At 50.7% G+C, this 20,539-nt stretch carries 17 protein-coding genes and 1 riboswitch; of the genes, 4 read left to right on the forward strand and 13 right to left on the reverse strand.

The window, feature by feature from the left end; all coding sequences use genetic code 11:
* Positions 1–16 precede the first annotated feature (16 nt).
* The 10 genes from I2H39_RS02200 to I2H39_RS02245 form a co-directional block, all read right to left on the reverse strand.
* Complete coding sequence (locus tag I2H39_RS02200) at positions 17–730, reverse strand: IMP cyclohydrolase (protein WP_138311093.1); 714 nt, start codon at positions 728–730, stop codon at positions 17–19.
* Between the two features lie 70 nt (positions 731–800).
* Positions 801–890: riboswitch (ZMP/ZTP riboswitch) on the reverse strand.
* Between the two features lie 100 nt (positions 891–990).
* The gene (locus I2H39_RS02205) at positions 991–2,379 is read right to left on the reverse strand and encodes an ABC transporter permease (protein WP_138311094.1); all 1,389 of its coding nucleotides are present in this window, start codon (positions 2,377–2,379) and stop codon (positions 991–993) included.
* The gene (locus tag I2H39_RS02210; protein WP_195625708.1) at positions 2,366–4,204 is read right to left on the reverse strand and encodes a CARDB domain-containing protein; all 1,839 of its coding nucleotides are present in this window, start codon (positions 4,202–4,204) and stop codon (positions 2,366–2,368) included. Before I2H39_RS02210 ends, I2H39_RS02205 begins: the two co-directional genes overlap by 14 nt.
* The gene (locus tag I2H39_RS02215) at positions 4,191–4,964 is read right to left on the reverse strand and encodes an ABC transporter ATP-binding protein (protein WP_227146591.1); all 774 of its coding nucleotides are present in this window, start codon (positions 4,962–4,964) and stop codon (positions 4,191–4,193) included. The genes I2H39_RS02210 and I2H39_RS02215 overlap by 14 nt, the downstream gene beginning before the upstream one ends.
* Positions 4,965–5,255: 291 nt before the next feature.
* A complete protein-coding gene (locus I2H39_RS02220) occupies positions 5,256–6,383 on the reverse strand; it encodes a mandelate racemase/muconate lactonizing enzyme family protein (RefSeq protein ID WP_227146594.1) in 1,128 nt (375 codons plus the stop codon).
* The gene (locus I2H39_RS02225; protein WP_195625709.1) at positions 6,384–7,784 is read right to left on the reverse strand and encodes an alpha-glucosidase/alpha-galactosidase; all 1,401 of its coding nucleotides are present in this window, start codon (positions 7,782–7,784) and stop codon (positions 6,384–6,386) included.
* A 30-nt stretch (positions 7,785–7,814) separates the two neighbouring features.
* Positions 7,815–8,735, reverse strand: a complete 921-nt coding sequence (locus tag I2H39_RS02230) for an amidohydrolase family protein (protein ID WP_195625710.1) — start codon at positions 8,733–8,735, stop codon at positions 7,815–7,817.
* Positions 8,736–8,740: 5 nt separating this feature from the next.
* A complete protein-coding gene (locus I2H39_RS02235; protein ID WP_138311099.1) occupies positions 8,741–9,586 on the reverse strand; it encodes a carbohydrate ABC transporter permease in 846 nt (281 codons plus the stop codon).
* Between the two features lie 2 nt (positions 9,587–9,588).
* Positions 9,589–10,482 (reverse strand): sugar ABC transporter permease, encoded by an 894-nt coding sequence (locus I2H39_RS02240; RefSeq protein WP_138311100.1) that lies wholly within the window; start codon positions 10,480–10,482, stop codon positions 9,589–9,591.
* A gap of 53 nt (positions 10,483–10,535) precedes the next feature.
* On the reverse strand, positions 10,536–11,891 hold the full coding sequence (locus I2H39_RS02245; protein WP_138311101.1) for an extracellular solute-binding protein: 1,356 nt from the start codon (positions 11,889–11,891) through the stop codon (positions 10,536–10,538).
* Between the two features lie 210 nt (positions 11,892–12,101).
* On the opposite strand from I2H39_RS02245, the gene I2H39_RS02250 reads away from it, so the two are divergent.
* From I2H39_RS02250 to I2H39_RS02265, 4 genes are all read left to right on the forward strand, one after another.
* Positions 12,102–13,874: a sensor histidine kinase gene (locus I2H39_RS02250; RefSeq protein ID WP_138311102.1), complete on the forward strand. Its 1,773-nt coding sequence runs from the start codon at positions 12,102–12,104 to the stop codon at positions 13,872–13,874.
* Positions 13,867–15,384: a response regulator gene (locus I2H39_RS02255; protein ID WP_138311103.1), complete on the forward strand. Its 1,518-nt coding sequence runs from the start codon at positions 13,867–13,869 to the stop codon at positions 15,382–15,384. The genes I2H39_RS02250 and I2H39_RS02255 overlap by 8 nt, the downstream gene beginning before the upstream one ends.
* A gap of 207 nt (positions 15,385–15,591) precedes the next feature.
* Positions 15,592–16,515, forward strand: a complete 924-nt coding sequence (gene pyrB, locus I2H39_RS02260; protein ID WP_138311104.1) for an aspartate carbamoyltransferase — start codon at positions 15,592–15,594, stop codon at positions 16,513–16,515.
* A complete protein-coding gene (locus tag I2H39_RS02265) occupies positions 16,509–16,940 on the forward strand; it encodes an aspartate carbamoyltransferase regulatory subunit (protein WP_138311105.1) in 432 nt (143 codons plus the stop codon). The genes pyrB and I2H39_RS02265 overlap by 7 nt, the downstream gene beginning before the upstream one ends.
* 98 nt (positions 16,941–17,038) lie before the next feature.
* On the opposite strand, the gene I2H39_RS02270 is transcribed toward I2H39_RS02265, so the two are convergent.
* The 3 genes from I2H39_RS02270 to I2H39_RS02280 all read right to left on the reverse strand — a co-directional run bounded on the left by I2H39_RS02270 (position 17,039) and on the right by I2H39_RS02280 (position 20,525).
* Positions 17,039–17,413, reverse strand: coding sequence for a VOC family protein (locus I2H39_RS02270; RefSeq protein ID WP_138311106.1), 375 nt, complete (start codon positions 17,411–17,413; stop codon positions 17,039–17,041).
* Between the two features lie 67 nt (positions 17,414–17,480).
* On the reverse strand, positions 17,481–18,770 hold the full coding sequence (gene serS / locus I2H39_RS02275; protein WP_138311107.1) for a serine--tRNA ligase: 1,290 nt from the start codon (positions 18,768–18,770) through the stop codon (positions 17,481–17,483).
* A 63-nt stretch (positions 18,771–18,833) separates the two neighbouring features.
* A complete protein-coding gene (locus I2H39_RS02280; RefSeq protein ID WP_195625711.1) occupies positions 18,834–20,525 on the reverse strand; it encodes an amidohydrolase in 1,692 nt (563 codons plus the stop codon).
* Between the last annotated feature and the right edge of the window lie 14 nt (positions 20,526–20,539).

The following is a 20,539-nucleotide window of genomic DNA, read 5'->3' on the forward strand; positions in this document are numbered from 1 at the left end:
AATGATACCTCTCTCCTTATTTGTTTTTATTTACGATTCTTGTCTCGTACGTACCGTCGGAAATATTGATAAAGCGCACGAACAGTGACACCTTATTATCCTGGTTCAGGCTGTTCCAGACCAAATCCGTAAAGGCGCCGATATCCCCGCTTATACCCACCTTCTTAGGTTCTCCCTCAAAGCTGGGGAGGGGATTGCCGTCATGCATATAGGTGTGGATAAAACGTCCCTCTCCCGCTGCCGGCGACTCGTAGGCATAGGTAAAACGCAGGCAGGAATCCGGATTTCCGTTATCGCTCTTTAAAATGGACATGGCATAGTTATAATTGCTGTTTTCAATGTGCATGATACCGGAGATTCGCGGTGTATAGTTAGGCGCATCAGGCTCGAATTCCCTGCATCTTAAGGACTGCTCAAAGGTCATCTGGCGGTCCATTCCGCCGTAGATGGTGTCGGTCTGGTCTCCGTTGGTCACAATGGTCTTGTTTCCAAGGACCCGTACAGGGGCATATATAATCAGGCTTGGATCCTCCAGCTTGGCGGGATCGAATGCCTGGGTGCGGATTCCTTCCCCGTCCTCCACAAATACGCGGTTGCGGCTGTTGGCGCTTCTGCCCATGATAAAATAAGCGGTTACTGCCTTTGTTCCATCATCAGAGCGCCCGATGACGATTCCCCGTCCGGGATACGCATTGCCTTTCAGTTCCTGTTCCAGTGACATCTGATTCATACTGATTCCTCCATTCGGCTTAATAGGCTGCTGAAACTCAAAAGAGCCGGCTCCCGGACACGCAAAAAAATATGCATGCCCAGGCGGTCGGCTCAAACTAGTTCATGGTACTGCGTGCTCCCTGTGGTTGCTCCACTATCCGCCAGTCACACGCCCTACCATTAATATATATCTTTTTTTCTAATATTGCAACCCTTTTTTAGAAGTTTTACTAATCAAGAGTGTTGAGGAAAGCAGTCTCCGGTGCCGGCATATTTCCCCTATTCATTCCGGATGGCTGCCAGGGGACTCAGCTTCATAGCGCGCATGGCCGGCATAAATCCGGCTGCCATGCCCACAAATATGGCAAAGACCACGGCTGCAACGGAAAGCCAGGGCGGTATTCTGGAAAGATTGCCTGTCAGGCCGTTCATTTCCTCCAGGTTGACAAACCGGTTAATGACCACCGAAATACCGTAACTGAGCAGGATTCCCACAACGCCTCCCATGAAACCGATAAAGCCGGATTCAATGAGGAACATGTTCCGGATATTTCCCATATCGCAGCCCAGCACCTTCATAACTCCGATTTCCTTGGTCCGCTCATAGATGGACATCATCATGGTGTTGGCAATACCGATAGCCGCCACAAACAGGGATACGGCTCCGATTCCGCCGAGAACAGCCTGTATCATGCTGGACTGCTGTTTCGTGCTCTCCATCCAGTCTGCCTGGCTGCTGACCTGGAATCCCATGTCCGCTATCTGCTTCTGGACCTCCTGGACATATTCCATATCCTCCACAAATATCTGGGCCCGGTTGTAGGTCAGATAGTTCAGGGGCTTTCCCTTTTTGTTGGTGGGCTGGCCCGGTATAACGGTTCCCTTTTTAAACACCTTGCGCAGCTGGGCCTTCAGGCCGTCGATATCCGTGTACACGTTATAGGAATAGGAATTCCAGTCATCCGGACCGCCCTCCACCATTCCGGTTGCATTCATCATATACTTTTTCGGCGGTTTCACCGGAGTCTGGCCGTCCTCCGAGGAACTAACGGAACCATTTCTGGTCTGGAAATAGGCATCCACGTCAAAAATTACGAAAAGGGGCTTATTCATAAAGTCCACATCCGGCATCTCGCCTGTGTCCCAGTATCCGCGGCCTGTCTTGGAATTGTAAAAATTCTGCTGGACCGTGTTGCCCACCACCATGCCCATCTCCCCCGGTTCAGGAAGCCTGCCCTCCCCCAGGGGTATCTGTTCCAGAAAGGACTGGCTTACGCCCATAAGGGACAGATACTGGGCCTCATAGGCTCCCTGGCGCATAACCACATTGATTTCCAGGACCGGTGATACGCCGGACACATGGGGCAGACGGCTAAATTGTTCTATGACATCGTCCGTGATGTAGGTGGGGTCCGAGGATTTACTGCTCCCGCCCCCTCCAATCATCACTGCATTGCCATAGGAGGAACCGGAGTACACATTGATGGTGGTCAGGCTTCCCCAGGAGGAAATCTGTTCCATGAACATCTGGTCCAGTCCGATTCCCAGGGATACCATGACCACGATGGATGCCGTACCGATAATAACGCCCAGCACGGTCAGTACTGTCCTCAGCTTCCTGCGTCTTAGGTTGTTAATGCTCATGATTACGAGGTCATGAAATCTCATCGTCCCCATCCTCTTCCCTTGCTGCCTTGCGTTTCTTCCTGATTCGGAGGACAACTGCAGCTGCAATACCGGCTGCCGCCACCGCACCGGCAATTATCAGGAACTTATATCTGCCCCAGAAGGAAGGGGCCGCCTCCGCATCCATGCTGCCTGCATCCATAGCCATTCCCATGTCATCCCAGTCCTGTTCCATCTCCTCCATAACCATGAGGGTCAGCTCCTTTTCCACCGGTTCAGCGGGCACGCCGTTTTCATCCTCATATTCAATGCGGATGCGGACGGTTCCCTCATCCTGGGTGGGAGCCACTCCTGTCAGCATGGTATCCACGTTGCCTATTTCACCCGGCTTGATGTTTCCCACATAGGCGTCCGTGGTCTTGATGGAATCCGCCTCAAAGGTTACGGTCACATTGTAAAGGATGACCTTTCCCGTGTTGTTGATTCCGAACATGACATTGGACTCAGACCCAACGGTCATGCTGTCGGGCATAACGTCAATGGTGCTGGTGCTCAGACGGGCATACTGTTTCACAGGTATGTCCACCACAATGCTTTCCTCTGCGTTCTTGAACTCAGGGCTGTCATACTTCTCCTTCACCGTGATGGCGTAGGAGCGCTGGTCCACTCCTGCCCTGGCCGTGAATCTGGCCCTGACCTCGGTGGTCTGGCCGGGAGCCATATTGTCCACCACCAGGGAGGATGTTCCTGACTCCGTGGTAAACACAGCGCTGTCCGATACCTTTTCCGACTCCAGGTTAAAGAGGATATTGCTGGCAGGAACCGAGGTGGATGCATTTTTCATGTTGAGAATCAGTTCAAACTCGTCCCCTGCATAGATTTCCTCCGGAACCGTGTGATAGCTCTCCACAATCAGCCTGGCCCTGGTCCTGTCATTGGCGTTAAAATCTCCCAGGTCGTCCTCTTTATCCTTGGACACAATATGTACATAAAAAGTTCCCTCCTCCGTGTGCAGGTCTCCCTCTGAGCTCAGGCGGAAGGTAATGGTGTATTTGATTGGATAATAGCCTGTGTAGGAATCCTTGCGGATAGCCATGCTGTAAGGAGCGGACACAGTCTCTCCGGGCTGCACCCGTTCAAACGTGCGGTCATAGTTGCCGTCATTGATTTCAAAGGGGAACTTGGCGTCGTCCTCTGACAGCTGCATGCTGACCGTCACATCCTGGGCAGTGGTCTCCCTCTTGTTGCGGAAATTCACGCTGTAATCCATGACATTGGGATAGACGCCCCTGGGCGTGGGCTGGCCCTCACCCACCACAAAATAATTGCCCTCCTTCTTATCCTCCTCATCATCTGCACCGGAGGTGGATGAGGTGGAAATCCATACATTGATGTAGTCCGTGTCGGAACCGCCGTCCCATTCAAGCAGCACAGGGATGCTGTAATATCCCTGAAGGGCGTCGCGGCGCACTCTGGCTGACAGGGACACACTCTTTACATTTCCTTTCTTGATGGTCCCCACGCTCTTGGCCACAAAGGTGGTCTCCATGATTTCAAAGGGGTAATAGTCCACAGAGTAATCCCCGTTTCCCCTCTCCTCTATCTGCTGGAACTCATTGGTCTCCAGGAGACTGATGCGCAGGTTCTCCATGTCCTCGTCCGTTGCCCTGATACGGAAAGGAATGGACATGGATTTTCCTATGGTTCCTTTCGGTGATTTTGTAGTAAATACATAGTCATTTTCACTGGCATTGGTGTTATAGCCCAGTTTATAATCGCTGGCCGCTGCGCTGGACGGAGACATCCCGGCCAGCATACAGGCCGCCATAAACGCCGTCAGGCCTTTGCACCACTTATTTGCTCTCATTCTCATTGCACTCCTTTTTCTCTGCATTCCCCTCATCTGACGCTTCCCTGCCGCCTGTCTCGATTCCCACAATCCGGCCGTCCATAATCCGGATTCTCCGGTCCGCATAGGAGGCCAGATTGTTGTCATGGGTTACCATAACCAGCGTCTGGTTCTGCTCCCTGACAATCTTCTGCATCAGGCGCAGCACCTCCATGGTAGTCTTGGAATCCAGGTTTCCTGTGGGCTCGTCGGCAAATATAATCTGAGGGTTCACAACCAGGGCTCTGGCAATCCCCACCCGCTGCTGCTGTCCGCCGGACATCTGGTTGGGCATATGCTTAGCCTGTCCCCCCACTCCTACCAGGTCCATGAATTTTCTGGCTTCCTTAAGACGCAGTCTCCTGGAAACACCCCGAAAGGAAAGGGGGAGGGCCACATTTTCCAGGGCATTCATGGTATTGAGAAGGTTGTATGCCTGGAAGATGAATCCCACCTTTTCACGGCGGAAGCTGACCAGCTGCCGCTCCGTCATCTTCTCTATATGGACCTTACCAATCTCAATCTCTCCCTTAGTCGGCTTCTCCAGCCCGGCCAGCATGTTGAGAAGGGTGGATTTGCCGGAACCGGAGGCGCCTACTATGGCAACGAACTCACCCTTATATATGTCAAAATCCAGTCCGTCCAGGGCCCGGACTTTGATATCTCCTACCTTGTATATCTTATATAAATTCTTGACCCGTATGACCACGGGCCGGTTTTCCAGCTGTTCCTCTGCCAAACCCAGGCTCCTTTCCGGGGCGTAAACGCGCTCCAATCTGGATAACAGCCCCTATGGACAGACTGTTACTAATTTTGTTCAGTATAGCACAGAGACGGTGTTTTGTTCTTCTGTTTTTCTTTAATCTTCCTTTAATAATTCCTTACACCCCACCTGTTTTCAGTAGCAAATGTAACACGAAAACAGGTAATTGTAAAGTAAATCAGACCAGAGTACGGCAAAAAGACCGGACTCCCGCTGCTTTTCAGCCGGGGTCCGGTCCTGGATGTTTCCAGTGTTTTAAAATATGATTTAAGCGTACCTGACATAGGACAAAAGATATCCCTTTTTCTTCAGCCATTTCATATCCAGCCGGAAGGGAAGGCCCGGAATGTCCGGCAGGTAAAAGCGTCCCTCCCTGCGCTCCACGGTCACTTCCATGCAGTCCAATACAGGCTGGTTGCATACCTCCAGGAATTCCTCCATGGCCTCATCCCCTGCCGTGGCAATCAGCGGACAGGCAAGAAGGGGAAGTCCGCCTGAAGAAAAACGTATGTTGTTTTGGACCGCCATGTCCCGCACCTGCATCCATTCCCTTACTCCTGCAAAGGAGGAGGGAACCGGCTGAAAATGGCGGACTCCTGCATCCAGATAAGGTGTGAACATATAGTGGTTGCGCACCGACTCACCGGCGGCCACGGGAATGGGACAGCTTTCTGCCAATTCACCGTAGCCCTTAAAATCAAAACCGTGAATGGGTTCCTCAAACCATGCAATATCATATTTCTGAACCTTATCCGCAAATACAAGTGCCTCCCGTACCGTAAAGGAATGGTTGCCGTCAATGGCCAGCTCCGCATCCGGACCAATGGTCTCCCTCACCAGCCGGACGCGCTCCACGTCATACTCCTGCTTCGTGGCAAAATCCGTGCCCACCTTCATCTTCACCGTCTTATGTCCGCAGCCCATGAAATGCTCCATTTCCCTGGCAAGACCGGCGCCGCTTAGGTGTGTGCTTCCGCCGCTTCCGTATACCGCAACGCTGTCCTTCAGAGCTCCCAGGAACCGGTGGAAGGGCATCCCTGCGCGCTTTGCCAGGATGTCGGTGAGAAGGTACTCAAGCTTTCCCACCTCCCCGGCTGTCTCGCCGTCAAAACCGGAATTGCGGCACGCCCAGTATACCTTGTGCATCCATTGGCCGAAGCTCTTTTCCTCCCCGGTCATGATGAGGGGAAGTATGGTCTTTTCCATGATGGATGAGCAGGGACACACGCCCCTCACCCCGTCCTTCGTATAAAGCTCCACATATTTACTTATCTTGGAATGGGTAAAGGGCCCTCCGGTTGCATCGTAAAATGGCTCCTTCTGGGGTACCGGCGCAAGGTTGATGATAAATGCATCTGTGAAGGCAAGCAGTTGGCTGTCATACTCCATGTCCATCTATTCCCATCCTTTTGGAAGATATGCAAGCGTGTTCTTCAGCATGTCGTCCACCAGAAGCCTGACATCCTCTTCCCTGCAGTTCTTTCCCTTTACAAGCGGGTCGTTCATAAATGCCCTGACCACCTTCTCCTTATCCGGCTTAAGGGCTGCTTCCATAATCAGCTCATGGTTTTCCAGATGGGGCATCAGAAGTTCCTTTACTTGTTCAGGCACAGCTCCTGCAACCACCGGGTAAATGTGGTCCTTTTCAAAGACAGCATTGGTCTCCACCAGGGCGTCTGCCGGCAGGTTGGTAATCTGGCAGGCCGTATTGGGGATATTTACATTGCTGACAACCCTTGTAAGGCCGCAGAGGGCCTTGATTAAAAGAATCCCCTCTTCACCGGTGGGCTCCAGCTTCACTTCCTCACTGCCGGAAGCCAGTCTGCTGCTTCTCTCCAGCCTTTCCTTCAGGTCATTCTTCCTCCACTGCACCGTGGTCAGCCCGAATTTCCAGGATGCAACTGTCTCCGGGTCATTCAGGTACTCATTTCCAGGCATGAACTCAGCCAGATGCCGGTCGCCTGCAGCAGCAATGAGGCCGTACCTCTTAAACAGGTCCATTTTAACCCGGTTGGCGCATTTAAAGGAGGAATTCATCCAGTTTTCCCCTTCCACCTCATACCCCTGGTCAAAATGCCTGTCAATATAATCCCTGTACACAGGGAATAAATCAATTCCCTTATAGGATGCGCTTGAAAACCAGGTGAAATGGTTGATACCCAGCACATTCACATGGATGTCATGCCAGTCAATATCTGTCTCTCCGCAGCTTTCCTCGCAGATTCCTTTAAGGACCTTCTGTGTGCCAAATACCTCATGGCAGCACCCGAATGCCTTAATTTCCGGAAATACATGATACAATGTCTTTACGCACAGCGACATCGGGTTGGTATAATTGATTACCCATGCCTTTGGCGCGTACTCCTTTATGGCCTCGGCAATGTCCACGAACATGGGAATGGTGCGCAGGGCCCGGACCATTCCGCCTGGTCCCGCCGTATCGCCTACCGACTGGTAGATTCCCAGGCGCTCCGGAAGATGGACGTCGGACTCCATCTCGTCAAAGGTACCCGGAAGAATGGAGATGACAACGAAATCACAGCCGGTCAGGGCGTCCTTAAGGCTTAAGCTGGTCTCAAATTTCCAGTCCCCCTTGGCGTCATCCCTCTGCATCAGGCGGTTGCCGATAATCTCATTGTTCTTTGCCGCCTCACTGTCAATATCATACAGCCTTATGGTGCCGCTGATTTGGTCCTCCAGGGCCAGGTCTGTCATAAAGGTCCAGGCCCATCCCCTGGAACCGCCTCCAATGTATGCAATCTGAATATCCGTCACCTTATTATCACTATACTTCATATTATCCTCCTTGTTATGAGCACTTTATTCTTACTGAAAATACACCTTCTCAGCATTTCTGTACATGATTTGTTCTTTTTCCTCCCTGGAAAATGCATCACTGCAGGTAATATACTGAATCAGATGCTGATAGCTGTCCTCCTTCAGCACCGAAGGTATATCTGTTCCAAAGATGAGACGGTCTGCCCCTGCTATCTCGATTCCATGCCTCAGATACCGCACCGCATTGGGATAGGGGTAGGCGTCAGGGCCGCAGTTATGGGGCAGGGCCGCCAAATCAAACCACACATTGGGCAGGGCCAGCTTCCTGAGCCCTTCCACCAGCTTATCCTCATCCCTCATGGACACGGCCAGCAGATGGCAGACCACAAACTTCATGCCCGGATGCTCCATTATCACAGTTCTGAGCCGGTCAGTCTGCCAGCTCTCGCTGCCGCATTTGCCGATGTCAATGACAAACACCAGACCATGCTCGTCCGCATAATCATATTCAGCCTTCATGATATCCCCGTCCAGGGGCAGCGTAAAGTGACTGGCCATGAGCCCGGAACCCGTGCTGACCTCAAACTTTACAATGGAAAAACCCAGTTCTTCAAACAGGTGTCTGCGTATCTGTTCCCTGCTCCGGCAAAAGGGGTCGTAGGAGGCGGCTGCCCGGAACCGGTCCGGATATTTCTTAACCGCATCCATGGAATAAAGATTCTGGAAACCAAAGTAATTTCCCTGCAGCAGCACTGCCTTCTCCACTCCGTTCTCATCCATCTTCCGTAGAATATCCCCGGCCGTCACCACTCCGCCGGAGAATTCATCCGGAAGCATCCTGAACCGTTCTCCCGAAGCATATTCCGCCATGCCGTCTCCGGCATAACGCAGCTCCCCGCCTGCCCCTGTTCCGGCTATGTACTGTACCAGATGGACGTGTCCGTCTATTATCTTCATTTCATGTTCCATATGTATTATCCTTTCAGGCCGGAAGTACTGATGCCCTCAACCAGATATTTCTGGAAAAACAGGAATATAAGGATGGACGGCAGGATGGATAGGGTAGCCATGGCGAACATGGCGCCGTAATCCGATGATGAGCCCGGGTCGCAGAAAAGCTTAAGCGCAAGGCTGACCGGGTACATGCTGGATTTGCTGACATACAGCAGGGCCGACAGGAAATCATCCCATCTCCACATGAAGGAGAATATACAGGCCGTAACCAATGCCGGCTTAATAAGAGGCAGCATAATGCGTGTAAAAATACCTGCATAGGAACATCCGTCAATCTTGGCCGCCTCATCCAGCTCCGTGGGAATGCCGCTGATGAAGTTGGAAATCAGGTACACGAAGAATCCCTGTATGGCAAAGAAATACGGAACAGTCAAAGGCATGTAGGAACCCACCCAGCCCAGCTTCTGATACCACAGATACTGGGGAATCATCAGCACCTGGGCGGGAAGCATCATGGACAGCAGCATGGCTGCAAACAGAATGCCCCTGCCCCTGAACTTGAACCTGGCAAACCCGTAGGCCACCAGGGCGGATGAGGCTACGGTTCCCAGGGTGGCTACCACTGAGATAAAGATGGAATTCTTAAAGAACGTGGCAAAGGAAATCTTTCCAAACCCTTTCCATCCCGTGGAATAATTGCTGACTATGAATTTCTCCGGTATCAGGCTGCCTGCTGTGGAGAATATGGTGCTGTTCTCCTTAAAGGAACTCATGACCATCCATATGAGGGGATAAATCATGATAATTCCGATGACGAAAACAATCACATGGTATACTGCTTTTTTCACCACTCGCTTCTCTTTCATGATTAAAGACCTCCTTCATATACCCAGAACCGTTTTGTGGCAAACAGGAACAGGGTTATCAGGCCAATCACAGCCAGCATGACCCATGCCAGGGCTGCACCGTATCCTGTGTTGTAGAATTCAAAGGACTGCTTATACATATACACGGTATAGAGCAGAGTGGAATTCATGGGTTTTCCCTGGGTAATGATATAGCACTGGGTAAAAGCCAGGAATCCGTTAATCATCTGCATGACCAGGTTGAAAAATATGGTAGGTGTCAGCAGGGGCAGGGTAATCTTAAAGAACTTTGCCGGAGCGCTGGCGCCGTCCACCTCAGCAGCCTCATACAGGGACTGGGGAACCTGCTTTAAGGATGAGAGGAAGATAAGCATGGATGAACCAAACTGCCAGACCACCAGTAATATAAGAACCCATATGGCTGTCCTGGTATCGCCCAGCCATGAAAAGCTGGTCTGGATTCCCATCATTCCCAGAAGCTTGTTTACCACGCCGTCCATGGCAAACATCCTCTTCCATAAGATGGATACTGCCACGGAACCGCCGATGATGGAAGGAAGGTAATAGGCGGCCCTGTAAAAACCGGACATTTTGGAATTTTCCAGCAAAAGCATGGCCACAATCAAAGCAAACAGAAGTTTGAGCGGTACAGACACAAATGCAAAGAAAAACGTCACCTTCAGTGTTTTAAAAAACGTCTCGTCCTGGAACATGGAAATAAAATTCTTAAGGCCTGTAAAAACAGGCGGCGACAGGATATCGTAGTCGCAGAACGAATAATACAATGAAATTCCCATTGGAACAATCATGAACAGCAGGAATCCAATGGTAAAGGGCAGTGTAAACAGGACACCGGCCACACTTTCCTTGCTGAGCTGCTGCTTTAATTCCTTCATAGCCTCTCCTCCTGGTAAAAGAGCGGCCGCCAGCAGCCGCTCTTTTTAATTTGTTAATTTTTCTTGGACTCCATGATTTTTGAACCCTCTGTAAACAGCTGCTGTCCGGCATCCTCAGCCGTCATCTGGCCGTAGCACACCTGCTCCTCCAGCTTGTTGAGAAGGTCGTTTACCTCGCTGGAGCCGTCGGCTGCCGGCGGGTTAATCTGGGAAGAATTATCGGATACTACTTCATTGATAAACTTAATTACTTCCTGGCTGGTCTCATCCATCTTAGGCGCAATGGAATCAGCTACGGATGAAGACAGAGGAATACCTCTCTCGCCTAAAAGGATTTCATTACACTCAACTGAATTGGTGATAAAGTTCAGGACCTTGGCTGCCTCGTCCGGATTTGCACTGTCCTTTGTAACTGCGAAGAACTGGCTTGGCTTCAGATAATCGGACTTAACAGGGTCTGCTGACGGCCAGGTGGTCATGGCAATCTCCACGCCTTCAGGCGCAGCGCTTCGGATGGCTGTAAGCTGGTTGGTATAGTTGAATGCGCACCAGGACATCGTCTCAGGATTGGAACCATATACCATTGGGTCCTGCTCCACGGAGCCGATGGTTCTCTCTGCAAATATGGAAGGATCCACAACCCATCCGTCCCTAATGCCTTCCTCGTAGAGCTTGAAATAGGACACATAATCCTCTGCTGTTCCGCCCAGCTTTCCTTCCTCGAACATGACTACATCATTGGCACGGAGGAAATATTCGATGAAGTTCTCGCCGTTGTTATATGCGATGTTGGTCTTATACCCTGTCTTTTCCCTGATTTCCTTGCAGAGGGCAATGAACTCGTCCATGGTCATGTTGTCTTTTACCGTGATGCCTGCCTCATCCAGGGCTGTCTTGTTGTACAGCAGGGCCGGCGCGTTGATGCCGTTGCAGATAGCGTAAAGCCCCTCTCCCACCTTACCGGAGTTCAGTACATCCTCATTGCAGTTTGACACGTCGATGGTGCCGTCTTCAATATAAGGTGTCAAGTCCACCAGCAAATCATTGTTCACATACTGCTGGATGTATTTGTAATCCATCTGGACAATGTCAGGCATGGAATGTCCGGCAGCAGCGGTTGCCAGCTTGTTCCAGTAATCTGCCCACTCTGAGAACTGCCCGTCAAATGTAACGCCTGGATTCTGTTCCGAGTACAGCTCCAGAATGGCCTGAGTGCGCTCATTTCTTACCTGGTTGCCCCACCAGGCAACCACCATTTCAGAACTGTCTCCGGCTGCGGCTGTTTCCCCGGAAGCCCCCTCTGCCTGTGAACCGGCTGCCTTGGTATCTGTTGTACCGGAACCGCCGCATGCTGTCAGGCTTGCTGCTGCCAGGGCAGCTGTGAGCACCAATGCTAATTTCTTTTTCATGATTAAAACCTCCCTCGTTCTTCAATTGCTTTTGATGAACTGATTATACCTGCTTTTTTCTTCCAAACCAATCAATAAAACCGATGTCCATGATTAATTTTCCGACTTTTTTACACCGTTTATACGGATGAAACTTTCCCTTGTCCTGTTGGAGGATATGGTATATATTAAATTAAGACAGGAAATTTCCACTGAAAACAGGAGAAACTTATGAAATACCTGAAACGGATAAAACATGACTTTGAAAATCTATCCATGAAAAACAAGCTGCTGGCCGTTGTATTGTCCAATGTGGTGCTGATTCTGATTATAGCGCTGGCAGGACTGCGGATTTCCTCCAATGCATACAATGAACAGCTCTACAAGGCCATTGCCGGAAATCTGTCCTTTTCATCCCGGACCATTTCCAGCAACTTAAAGAGCATCGAGACCCTTTCCTCTGTCATTATCTCCTCCTCTGTGATTCAGGATTCCTTAAACAGCATTGACAGTACGGATGACCCTCTTGTATGGTCTGACAACAACCCGCTCATCAGCACAGCCATCAACAATTACCAGCAGGCATATAAAAATAACGGCGTATCCGCGATTGCCTTAAACAACCGGTATTTCCAGAACCTGACGAACTTCGTGGTCATAAACAATGCAGATGGGGACACGGTGCAGGACGCGGTGGACAGGGCCAGGCAGCGTGAGGGAGCCATCACCTGGACCATCGACTATGACCACGGCCTGTATATACTCAGCCGCAGTGTCAGGAAGGTGTACAACCTGGAGCTGGACCACCTGGGCGATCTGCTGGTATTTGTGGACCTGGACCGGATTGTAAGGGATGCCAACCGGGCGGTGACCACCTATGATGATTCCAGCTATATCCTCTTTGACGGGGACCAGCTCATTTACACCTCTGCCGGAATCGACCCTGAAACCGCCAATGGCTTTATGAAGCAGACGGGCCAGCCCTACAGCATTGTGCACCATGACGGGCACAGCTATTTTGCAGTTAAGAACACCATTCCCCATTACAACTGGACTTACATAAACCTGGTCCCATATGACCAGATTGCCAATTCCACAGGCATGGCCTACCGGCTTATCCTGGCCATGCTCATTGTGGGCTTCATCATTGCCATGGCATTTTCCAGACGGCTGACCCGTTACATCTTAAAGGACTTCAATCTTTTAATCAAAAAGATGGAATTCTTCAGCAGCACGGAGCTTAAAATGCCTGAGGTGGAGGTGGATTACAGTAAACGGACCGATGAAATCAGCCGGCTGCACCAGCATTTTGACACCATGGCGGGGCGCATCCAGTACCTGGTCCAGAACAATTATGTGAATCAGATTTTAAGCCGGGACGCCAAGCTTAAGGCGCTGGAATCCCAAATCAATCCCCACTTTTTATACAACACCCTGGAAACCATTAACTGGAGGGCCAAGGCGCTGAAGGACCAGCAGATTTCCTCCATGGTGGAATCCCTGGGAACCCTGCTCCGCGCCACCCTCAGCAACAAAAAACCCCTGGTGACCCTGGACTATGAGATTGGGCTGGCCGGAAGCTACATGACCATCCAGAAAATACGCTTTGAGGACCGCCTTCTCTTCCATGTGGAGTGTCCCGAAGAACTGGGCAGGGCCCTTATCCTGCCCCTTACCATCCAGCCCCTTCTGGAAAATGCCATCCGCTACGGCATGGAAGAAATGATGGATACCTGCGAAATCAGCATACGAACCTATCGGGAAGGGGAGCTGCTGATTGTGGAGGTGTCAAATGAAGGCTCTGTATTTGAGGACGGACTCCTTGAAAAGCTTCAGGACGGCACCAAAAATGCCCATGGCTTTGGCATCGGCCTGGTCAATATCCACCAGCGCATCCAGATGTTTTTTGGGGAATCCTACGGGCTGTCCTTTAAGAACCTGAATGAAAAGGCCATTGCAGTCATCACAATACCATACAGAACAGAGGAAGAAGACTATGCTTAAATTAATCATTGCAGACGATGAACGCATCATACGAGAAACCATATCCACCATCATCAACTGGAAGGAGTACGACATCGAGGTGGTGGGCCTGTGCAAAAACGGCATGGAAACATATGACATGATAATGGACGAAACGCCGGATATCGTGCTGACCGACATCCGGATGCCCGGCATGGACGGCCTGGAGCTGATTCGCAGGATTTCAGGCACGGATTTAAATGTACAGTTCATCATCCTCTCCGGCTACGGGGAGTTTGAGTACGCCAAGGAAGCCATGAAAAACGGGGTCAAGTACTATCTCCTTAAGCCCTGCAATGAACTGCAGATTATTGACTGTATTGAGCAGTGCAAAAAGGACTGTTACCAGCAGAAAATCATGGAGCGGATAGTGTCAGACCGCTTCATGGCAATCAACAGCATGAACCACAATGTCATTTTCAGTATTATCAATGACAGCATATGCCAGAACCGCAGTTTTCCCGACATCATACGGTCCTATGAATCCTACATCGACTTTAAATTCACAGGCTACAGGCTGTATTACGTGTATTTCCTGTCCTTTGAACACCTGGAGGAGTTTCTGGATGATTTAAGGCTGTACTGCGGGGAAAACATCTCCTCGGTCATCATCCACGGCATATACGTAAATAATACCCTGCTTCTGTTCTTTAAGGACTTTGCCGCAAACTACCGGGACCTGGAACGTTTCATCTGCCAAAGGCACTACCAGGGCCAGGCCGTTACCCTGGAAACCGAATCCACCCTGTATTCCAACCTGGAACAGCTTCTGGTGGTGGTCCTTAAGAAAATCAGGCGGTTTGGGATGATTTACTATATCAATAATTTCCATCTGCTCTACACCTGCAATTACAACACCCATATAAATGAACTGGAGCAGCTGTGCCAGTCCATCCTGAACAGGCACCAGGATTCCATGCAGAAGCTGACCGAGCTTATTAAGGATATAAATGACATCACCTTTTTAAAACAGATTGCCAGCAACCTGTTTATGAAGCTTACCCTGAACATCCCTTCCCTCTCATCCACCCAGCTGACCGAACTGCTGGTCCGGATTGAAAATGAACAGAGTCTGACAGACCTTAAAAACCTTGCCATTGAACGGGTGGAGGATATACTGAGGGAGCCGGACAGCGGCCAGTCCGTCAGCACCATGACCCAGCAGATATTTGATTATGTAAGCCGGAACCTGCAGGATGACAACCTGACCCTTAAATATATTGCCAAAAACTATCTCTTTATGAATGTGGACTATGTCAGCAAAAAATTCCTGAAGGAAACAGGCACCAAGTTTTCCACCTACCTGGCTGACATGCGGATTAAGACCGCCAAACAGCTGCTGGCATCCAGAGGACTTGATAAGATACAGGACGTGGCCCAGGAAGTGGGACTCGGAAACAATCCACAGTATTTTTCCCAGCTATTCAAGAAAAAAACAGGTATGACCCCCAGCGCCTACATCACACAGGTCTGCGGAAGACCAGGCAGATAAAGGGCAATCCCCTTTGCCCCAGACAATCTCCGCAGACAATTTTTTAAAAAGCCTGTAATTTTTACTTGACTTATACCGCATTCTATGTAAGAATATGACGAGGCACAAATCAGTGCCATATCTGGCTGGTCCGGCTATCGCACTGGTAGAGTGTGAACTATTTCCCAAAATCAATATTTTACAATATAATGCGCAAAGGAGACTCCCATGAGACATTTATTGAATCCCTTAGACTTCTCTGTGGAAGAAATTGATGACCTTCTGGCCCTTGCAAGGGACATTGAACAGAATCTTCCAGGATATGCCCATGTATGTGACGGCAAGAAACTGGCCACCCTTTTCTACGAGCCAAGTACACGGACACGTTTAAGTTTTGAAGCTGCCATGCTGAACCTGGGCGGCAGTGTATTAGGTTTTTCATCCGCCAATTCCAGTTCTGCTGCAAAAGGCGAAAGCGTAGCCGATACCATCCGCATGATTTCCTGTTATGCTGATATCTGTGCCATGAGGCATCCAAAAGAAGGCGCTGCATTCGTAGCCGCCCAGAAGGCCCAGATTCCAGTCATCAATGCCGGAGACGGCGGCCACCAGCATCCCACCCAGACCTTAACTGACCTTATGACCATACGCTCCATGAAGGGACGTCTGGACAATCTGACGGTCGGCTTCTGCGGAGACCTGAAATTCGGCCGTACCGTACATTCCTTAATCAACGCCATGGTCCGTTATCCCAACATCAAATTTATACTGATTTCCCCTCCTGAGCTGCGTATCCCGGACAATATCCGCGACGACGTGCTCATTGCCAACCATGTGCCTTTTGAGGAGGTGGGCAACCTGGACGACGCTCTGGGGCAGTTAGACATCCTTTACATGACACGCGTACAGAAGGAGCGCTTCTTCAATGAGGAAGATTACATCCGTTTGAAAGACTGTTACATTTTAGATAAGAAGAAAATGAAGCTTGCCAAGGAAGACATGTATGTGCTCCATCCTCTTCCCAGGGTAAATGAAATATCCGTGGAAGTGGATGACGACCCAAGGGCTGCCTATTTCAAGCAGGCACAGTACGGCGTATACGTGCGTATGGCATTAATCATGAGATTACTGGAGGTGCAGAAGCCATGTTAAACATCAGCGGATTAAAAGAAGGCATTGTCCTGGACCACATTGAGGCAGGAAAAAGCCTGGACATCTACTATCACCTGGGCCTGGACAAGCTGGAATGCCAGGTAGCCATCATCAAGAATGCCCGCAGCAACAAGATGGGACGCAAGGATATCATTAAAATCGAGGGCGGACTGGATACGGTTGACTTAAAGGTACTGGGCTACATTGACCACAACATTACGGTGAACATCATCCGCGGGGACAAGATTGCCGAAAAACGGGCATTAAAGCTTCCCAAGAAAATCACCAATGTGATTCAGTGCAAGAACCCCCGCTGCATCACATCCATTGAGCAGGAGCTTCCCCATATCTTCTACCTGGCAGACGAGAAGGCAGAGGTTTACCGCTGCCAGTACTGCGAAGAGAAATACAGCGAATTTAAATAAAAAGGTTGTGGGACATTCCCATAAATACATGAAAAGGCAGCCCGGCGTCAATTCCCTTTGGAATTCGCCGGACTGCCTTATCTTTTTTCCCAGACCCATTATCTCTGCTTATCAGCCGGCACGATTTCCAGCCAGTAACCGTCCGGATCCTTGATGAAATAAATGCCCATGCCCGGATTCTCGTAGCAGATGCATCCCATCTCCTCATGGTGCTTATGGCAGCTCTCAAAATCATCCACATGGAATGCCAGGTGGAATTCGCACTCTCCCAGGTCATAGGCTTCCTGCCGGTCCCGCAGCCATGTCAGCTCCAGGGTAAAGCCAGTTACGCCGTCTCCCAGGTATACCAGCTTAAAGGAGCCGTCCGAAGCATTTTTCTCTCTCACCGGTTCCAGGTCCAGCGCCTCCTTATAAAAGGCCAGGCTCTTTTCCAAATCCAATACATTAAAATTAAAATGGTTAAATGTAATCATAGTTCTCTCCTTTCTTTGTACAAAACCGGCCTGCACCGCAGGATGCAGACCGGTACATGAAACATGTTTAATTCTTGGGAACCATCACTTCCATGCCGCCCATGTAAGGACGCAGCACCTCCGGAATCTTCACGCTGCCGTCCGCCTGAAGGTTGTTCTCCAGGAAAGCGATCAGCATACGCGGAGGAGCCACCACAGTATTGTTCAGGGTGTGGGCCAGGTACTTGCCTCCGTCCTCCCCCTGTACGCGGATTCTCAGACGGCGGGCCTGGGCGTCTCCCAGGTTGGAGCAGCTTCCCACCTCAAAATACTTCTTCTGTCTTGGGGACCATGCCTCCACATCCACGGACTTCACCTTAAGGTCAGCCAGGTCGCCGGAGCAGCACTCCAGTGTGCGGACCGGAACATCCAGGGAACGGAATAAATCCACGGTGTTCTGCCACAGCTTGTCATACCACATAGGGCTTTCCTCAGGCCTGCAGACCACAATCATCTCCTGCTTTTCAAACTGGTGGATACGGTAAACGCCTCTCTCCTCAATGCCGTGGGCGCCCTTCTCCTTGCGGAAACAGGGAGAATAGCTGGTCAGGGTCAGGGGAAGCTGCTGCTCCGGCGTGATGGTGTCGATGAATTTGCCAATCATGGAGTGCTCGCTGGTACCAATCAGGTACAGGTCCTCCCCCTCAATCTTATACATCATGGCATCCATCTCGGCAAAGCTCATAACGCCTGTTACCACGTTGCTGCGAATCATGAAAGGAGGCACGCAGTAGGTAAATCCGCGGTTAATCATAAAATCCCTTGCATAGGAAATCACTGCTGAATGAAGCCTTGCAATATCTCCCATCAGATAATAGAAGCCATTGCCCGCCACTCTTCTGGCCGCGTCCAGGTCAATGCCGTTAAACCGCTCCATAATGTCTGTGTGATAGGGAATCTCAAAATCCGGTACCACGGGCTCGCCAAACCGCTCCACTTCCACGTTTTCACTGTCATCCCTGCCAATGGGTACAGTTGGGTCGATGATATTGGGAATGGTCATCATAATCTTTGTAATCTTCTCAGAAAGCTGTCCTTCTTTTTCCTCCAGCTCCGCCAGACGTGCTGAATTGGCGCTGACCTCCTGCTTCACGGCCTCTGCCTCGTCCTTCCTGCCCTGGCCCATGAGCATGCCAATCTGCTTGGACAGTTTGTTGCGGCTGGCCCTTAAATCATCGGCCTCCTTCTGTGTAGTCCTTGCCTCTGTGTCCAGTGAAATCACTTCGTCCACCAGCGGCAGCTTGCTGTCCTGGAATTTATTCTTAATGTTCTGCTTTACAATCTCCGGGTTCTCTCTAACAAATCTTAAATCTAACATGGTATTCCTCCTGGATTTCCTTGATATACTATCTTCCATTTCTGGACAGGTATTCCTGTACTGTTAAAGAGTATATAACATTTTCCCAGGAAATAAAAGCCCTTTTTCTGTTTTTTCCTGCTGCCGTTTTCCTTCTGTCTGTCTGCTGTACCGGCATACGCCGTCCACATAAGTGGCTTCCACCGGAATGCAGGCCAGCTCCTCCGGGGCGGTTTCAAAAGGATTTGCCCCCAGTATCACAAAATCCGCCAGCATTCCCGGAGCAATCCGTCCCTTTACCCTCTCCTCAAAGGAAGCCCAGGCGCCTTCTGCGGTATAGGAATCCAGGGCCTGCTTTATATCCAGGGCCTGTTCCGGAAGATAGGGGCCTGTATGGTCACTCACCGTTGTCCTGGTAACCGCGCATTGTATTCCCTTCATCACATCCGGCAGCTCCACCGGACAGTCTGAGCCATTGGAGGTATGGGTAATCTCATAGAGGGTCCGGAAATGATAGCTGGATGCAGCCCTCTCCTTTCCAATGCGTTCCTCCACAATGTGGATGTCATAATCCAGAAAAATGGACTGGATGTATGCATGGAGGGACAGCCTTCCAAACTGCTCCAGCTGGTCCGGCCGTGTAATCTGGCAGTGGACAATGCCGTGGCGGTGGTCCTCTCTGGGATTCTGTGCAAGGGCCGTTTCATAGGCTGCCAGGACATCATCCAGAATGCCGTCCCCAATAGCATGGACAGCCACCTGCATTCCCTGGGAATTGGCATAGCCCACCATATCCTTAAGCTGCTGTCTTGTAAAAATAGGGATTCCCCGGGTGGATGCGTCGTCCGCGTAGGGCTGGCTGAGATAGGCGCTCCTGGCTCCCAGGGAACCGTCTCCCAGCATTTTAAGGGGGCCAATCTTAAACCATTGGCTGCCCCAGCCCGTATTATACCCCTTTTCCACAAATCCCTTAAGCTCCTCCAGGGTGGTGAACTGGGACTGCTCACAGACCCGGACCGTCATCCTTCCCTCTGCTTCCAGTTCCCTGTATGCCTCCAGCACCCTCTCATAAGGCACGTTGTTAAAGGCCAGCAAATCATCTGTCTGGGAGGAGGTGACACCGTAACGGTTCAGCGCTTTGGACGCTGCCCGTATCATTTCCTTTATATCCTCCTTTGCCGGCTCAGGCAGGCATCCATAGATTAGGTCCATTGCATTTTCCCGGAATATTCCGTTGGGCGTCCCGTTTTCATCCACCTCATAGAGGCCGCCTTCCGCCTGGGGCGTGTTCCCAGTGACGCCTGCCAGATTAAGGGCCATGGTATTCACCACACAGGCGTGGCCGCATGTCCTTGTAAGACAGATGGGGTGGTCCGTGGATATCATATCCAGGTCATGGCGGTCCGGAAACCGCTTTTCGTCCTGAAAATAATCGTGGTTCCATCCCCTTCCCATTACCCAGGTACCGGGCTTTACGGACTGTTCCCGGATAAATTCCTTCATATACTCCTTCATTCCGGCCAGGGACCGGGTGTGCAGGGATAAATCCGCTGCGCGGAGGGCGTTTCCATAGCTCAGAATATGCATGTGGGAATCATTAAATCCGGCGCACACAAACCTCCCCTTTAAATCCTTCACCTCATCCCCTGCATCCCCCATGGCCAGGGCGCCTTCATCAGTGCCTGCATAAATAAACTTACCCTCCTCCACCACAAAGGCCCGGCACAGGGGAAACTCCCCTGTGTACACAACGCCATTCCGATAGATTGTTCTCATGCCGTCCCTCCCCT

Source organism: Clostridium sp. 1001283B150225_161107_B6 (assembly GCF_015556325.1).
GTDB lineage: Bacteria > Bacillota > Clostridia > Lachnospirales > Lachnospiraceae > Enterocloster.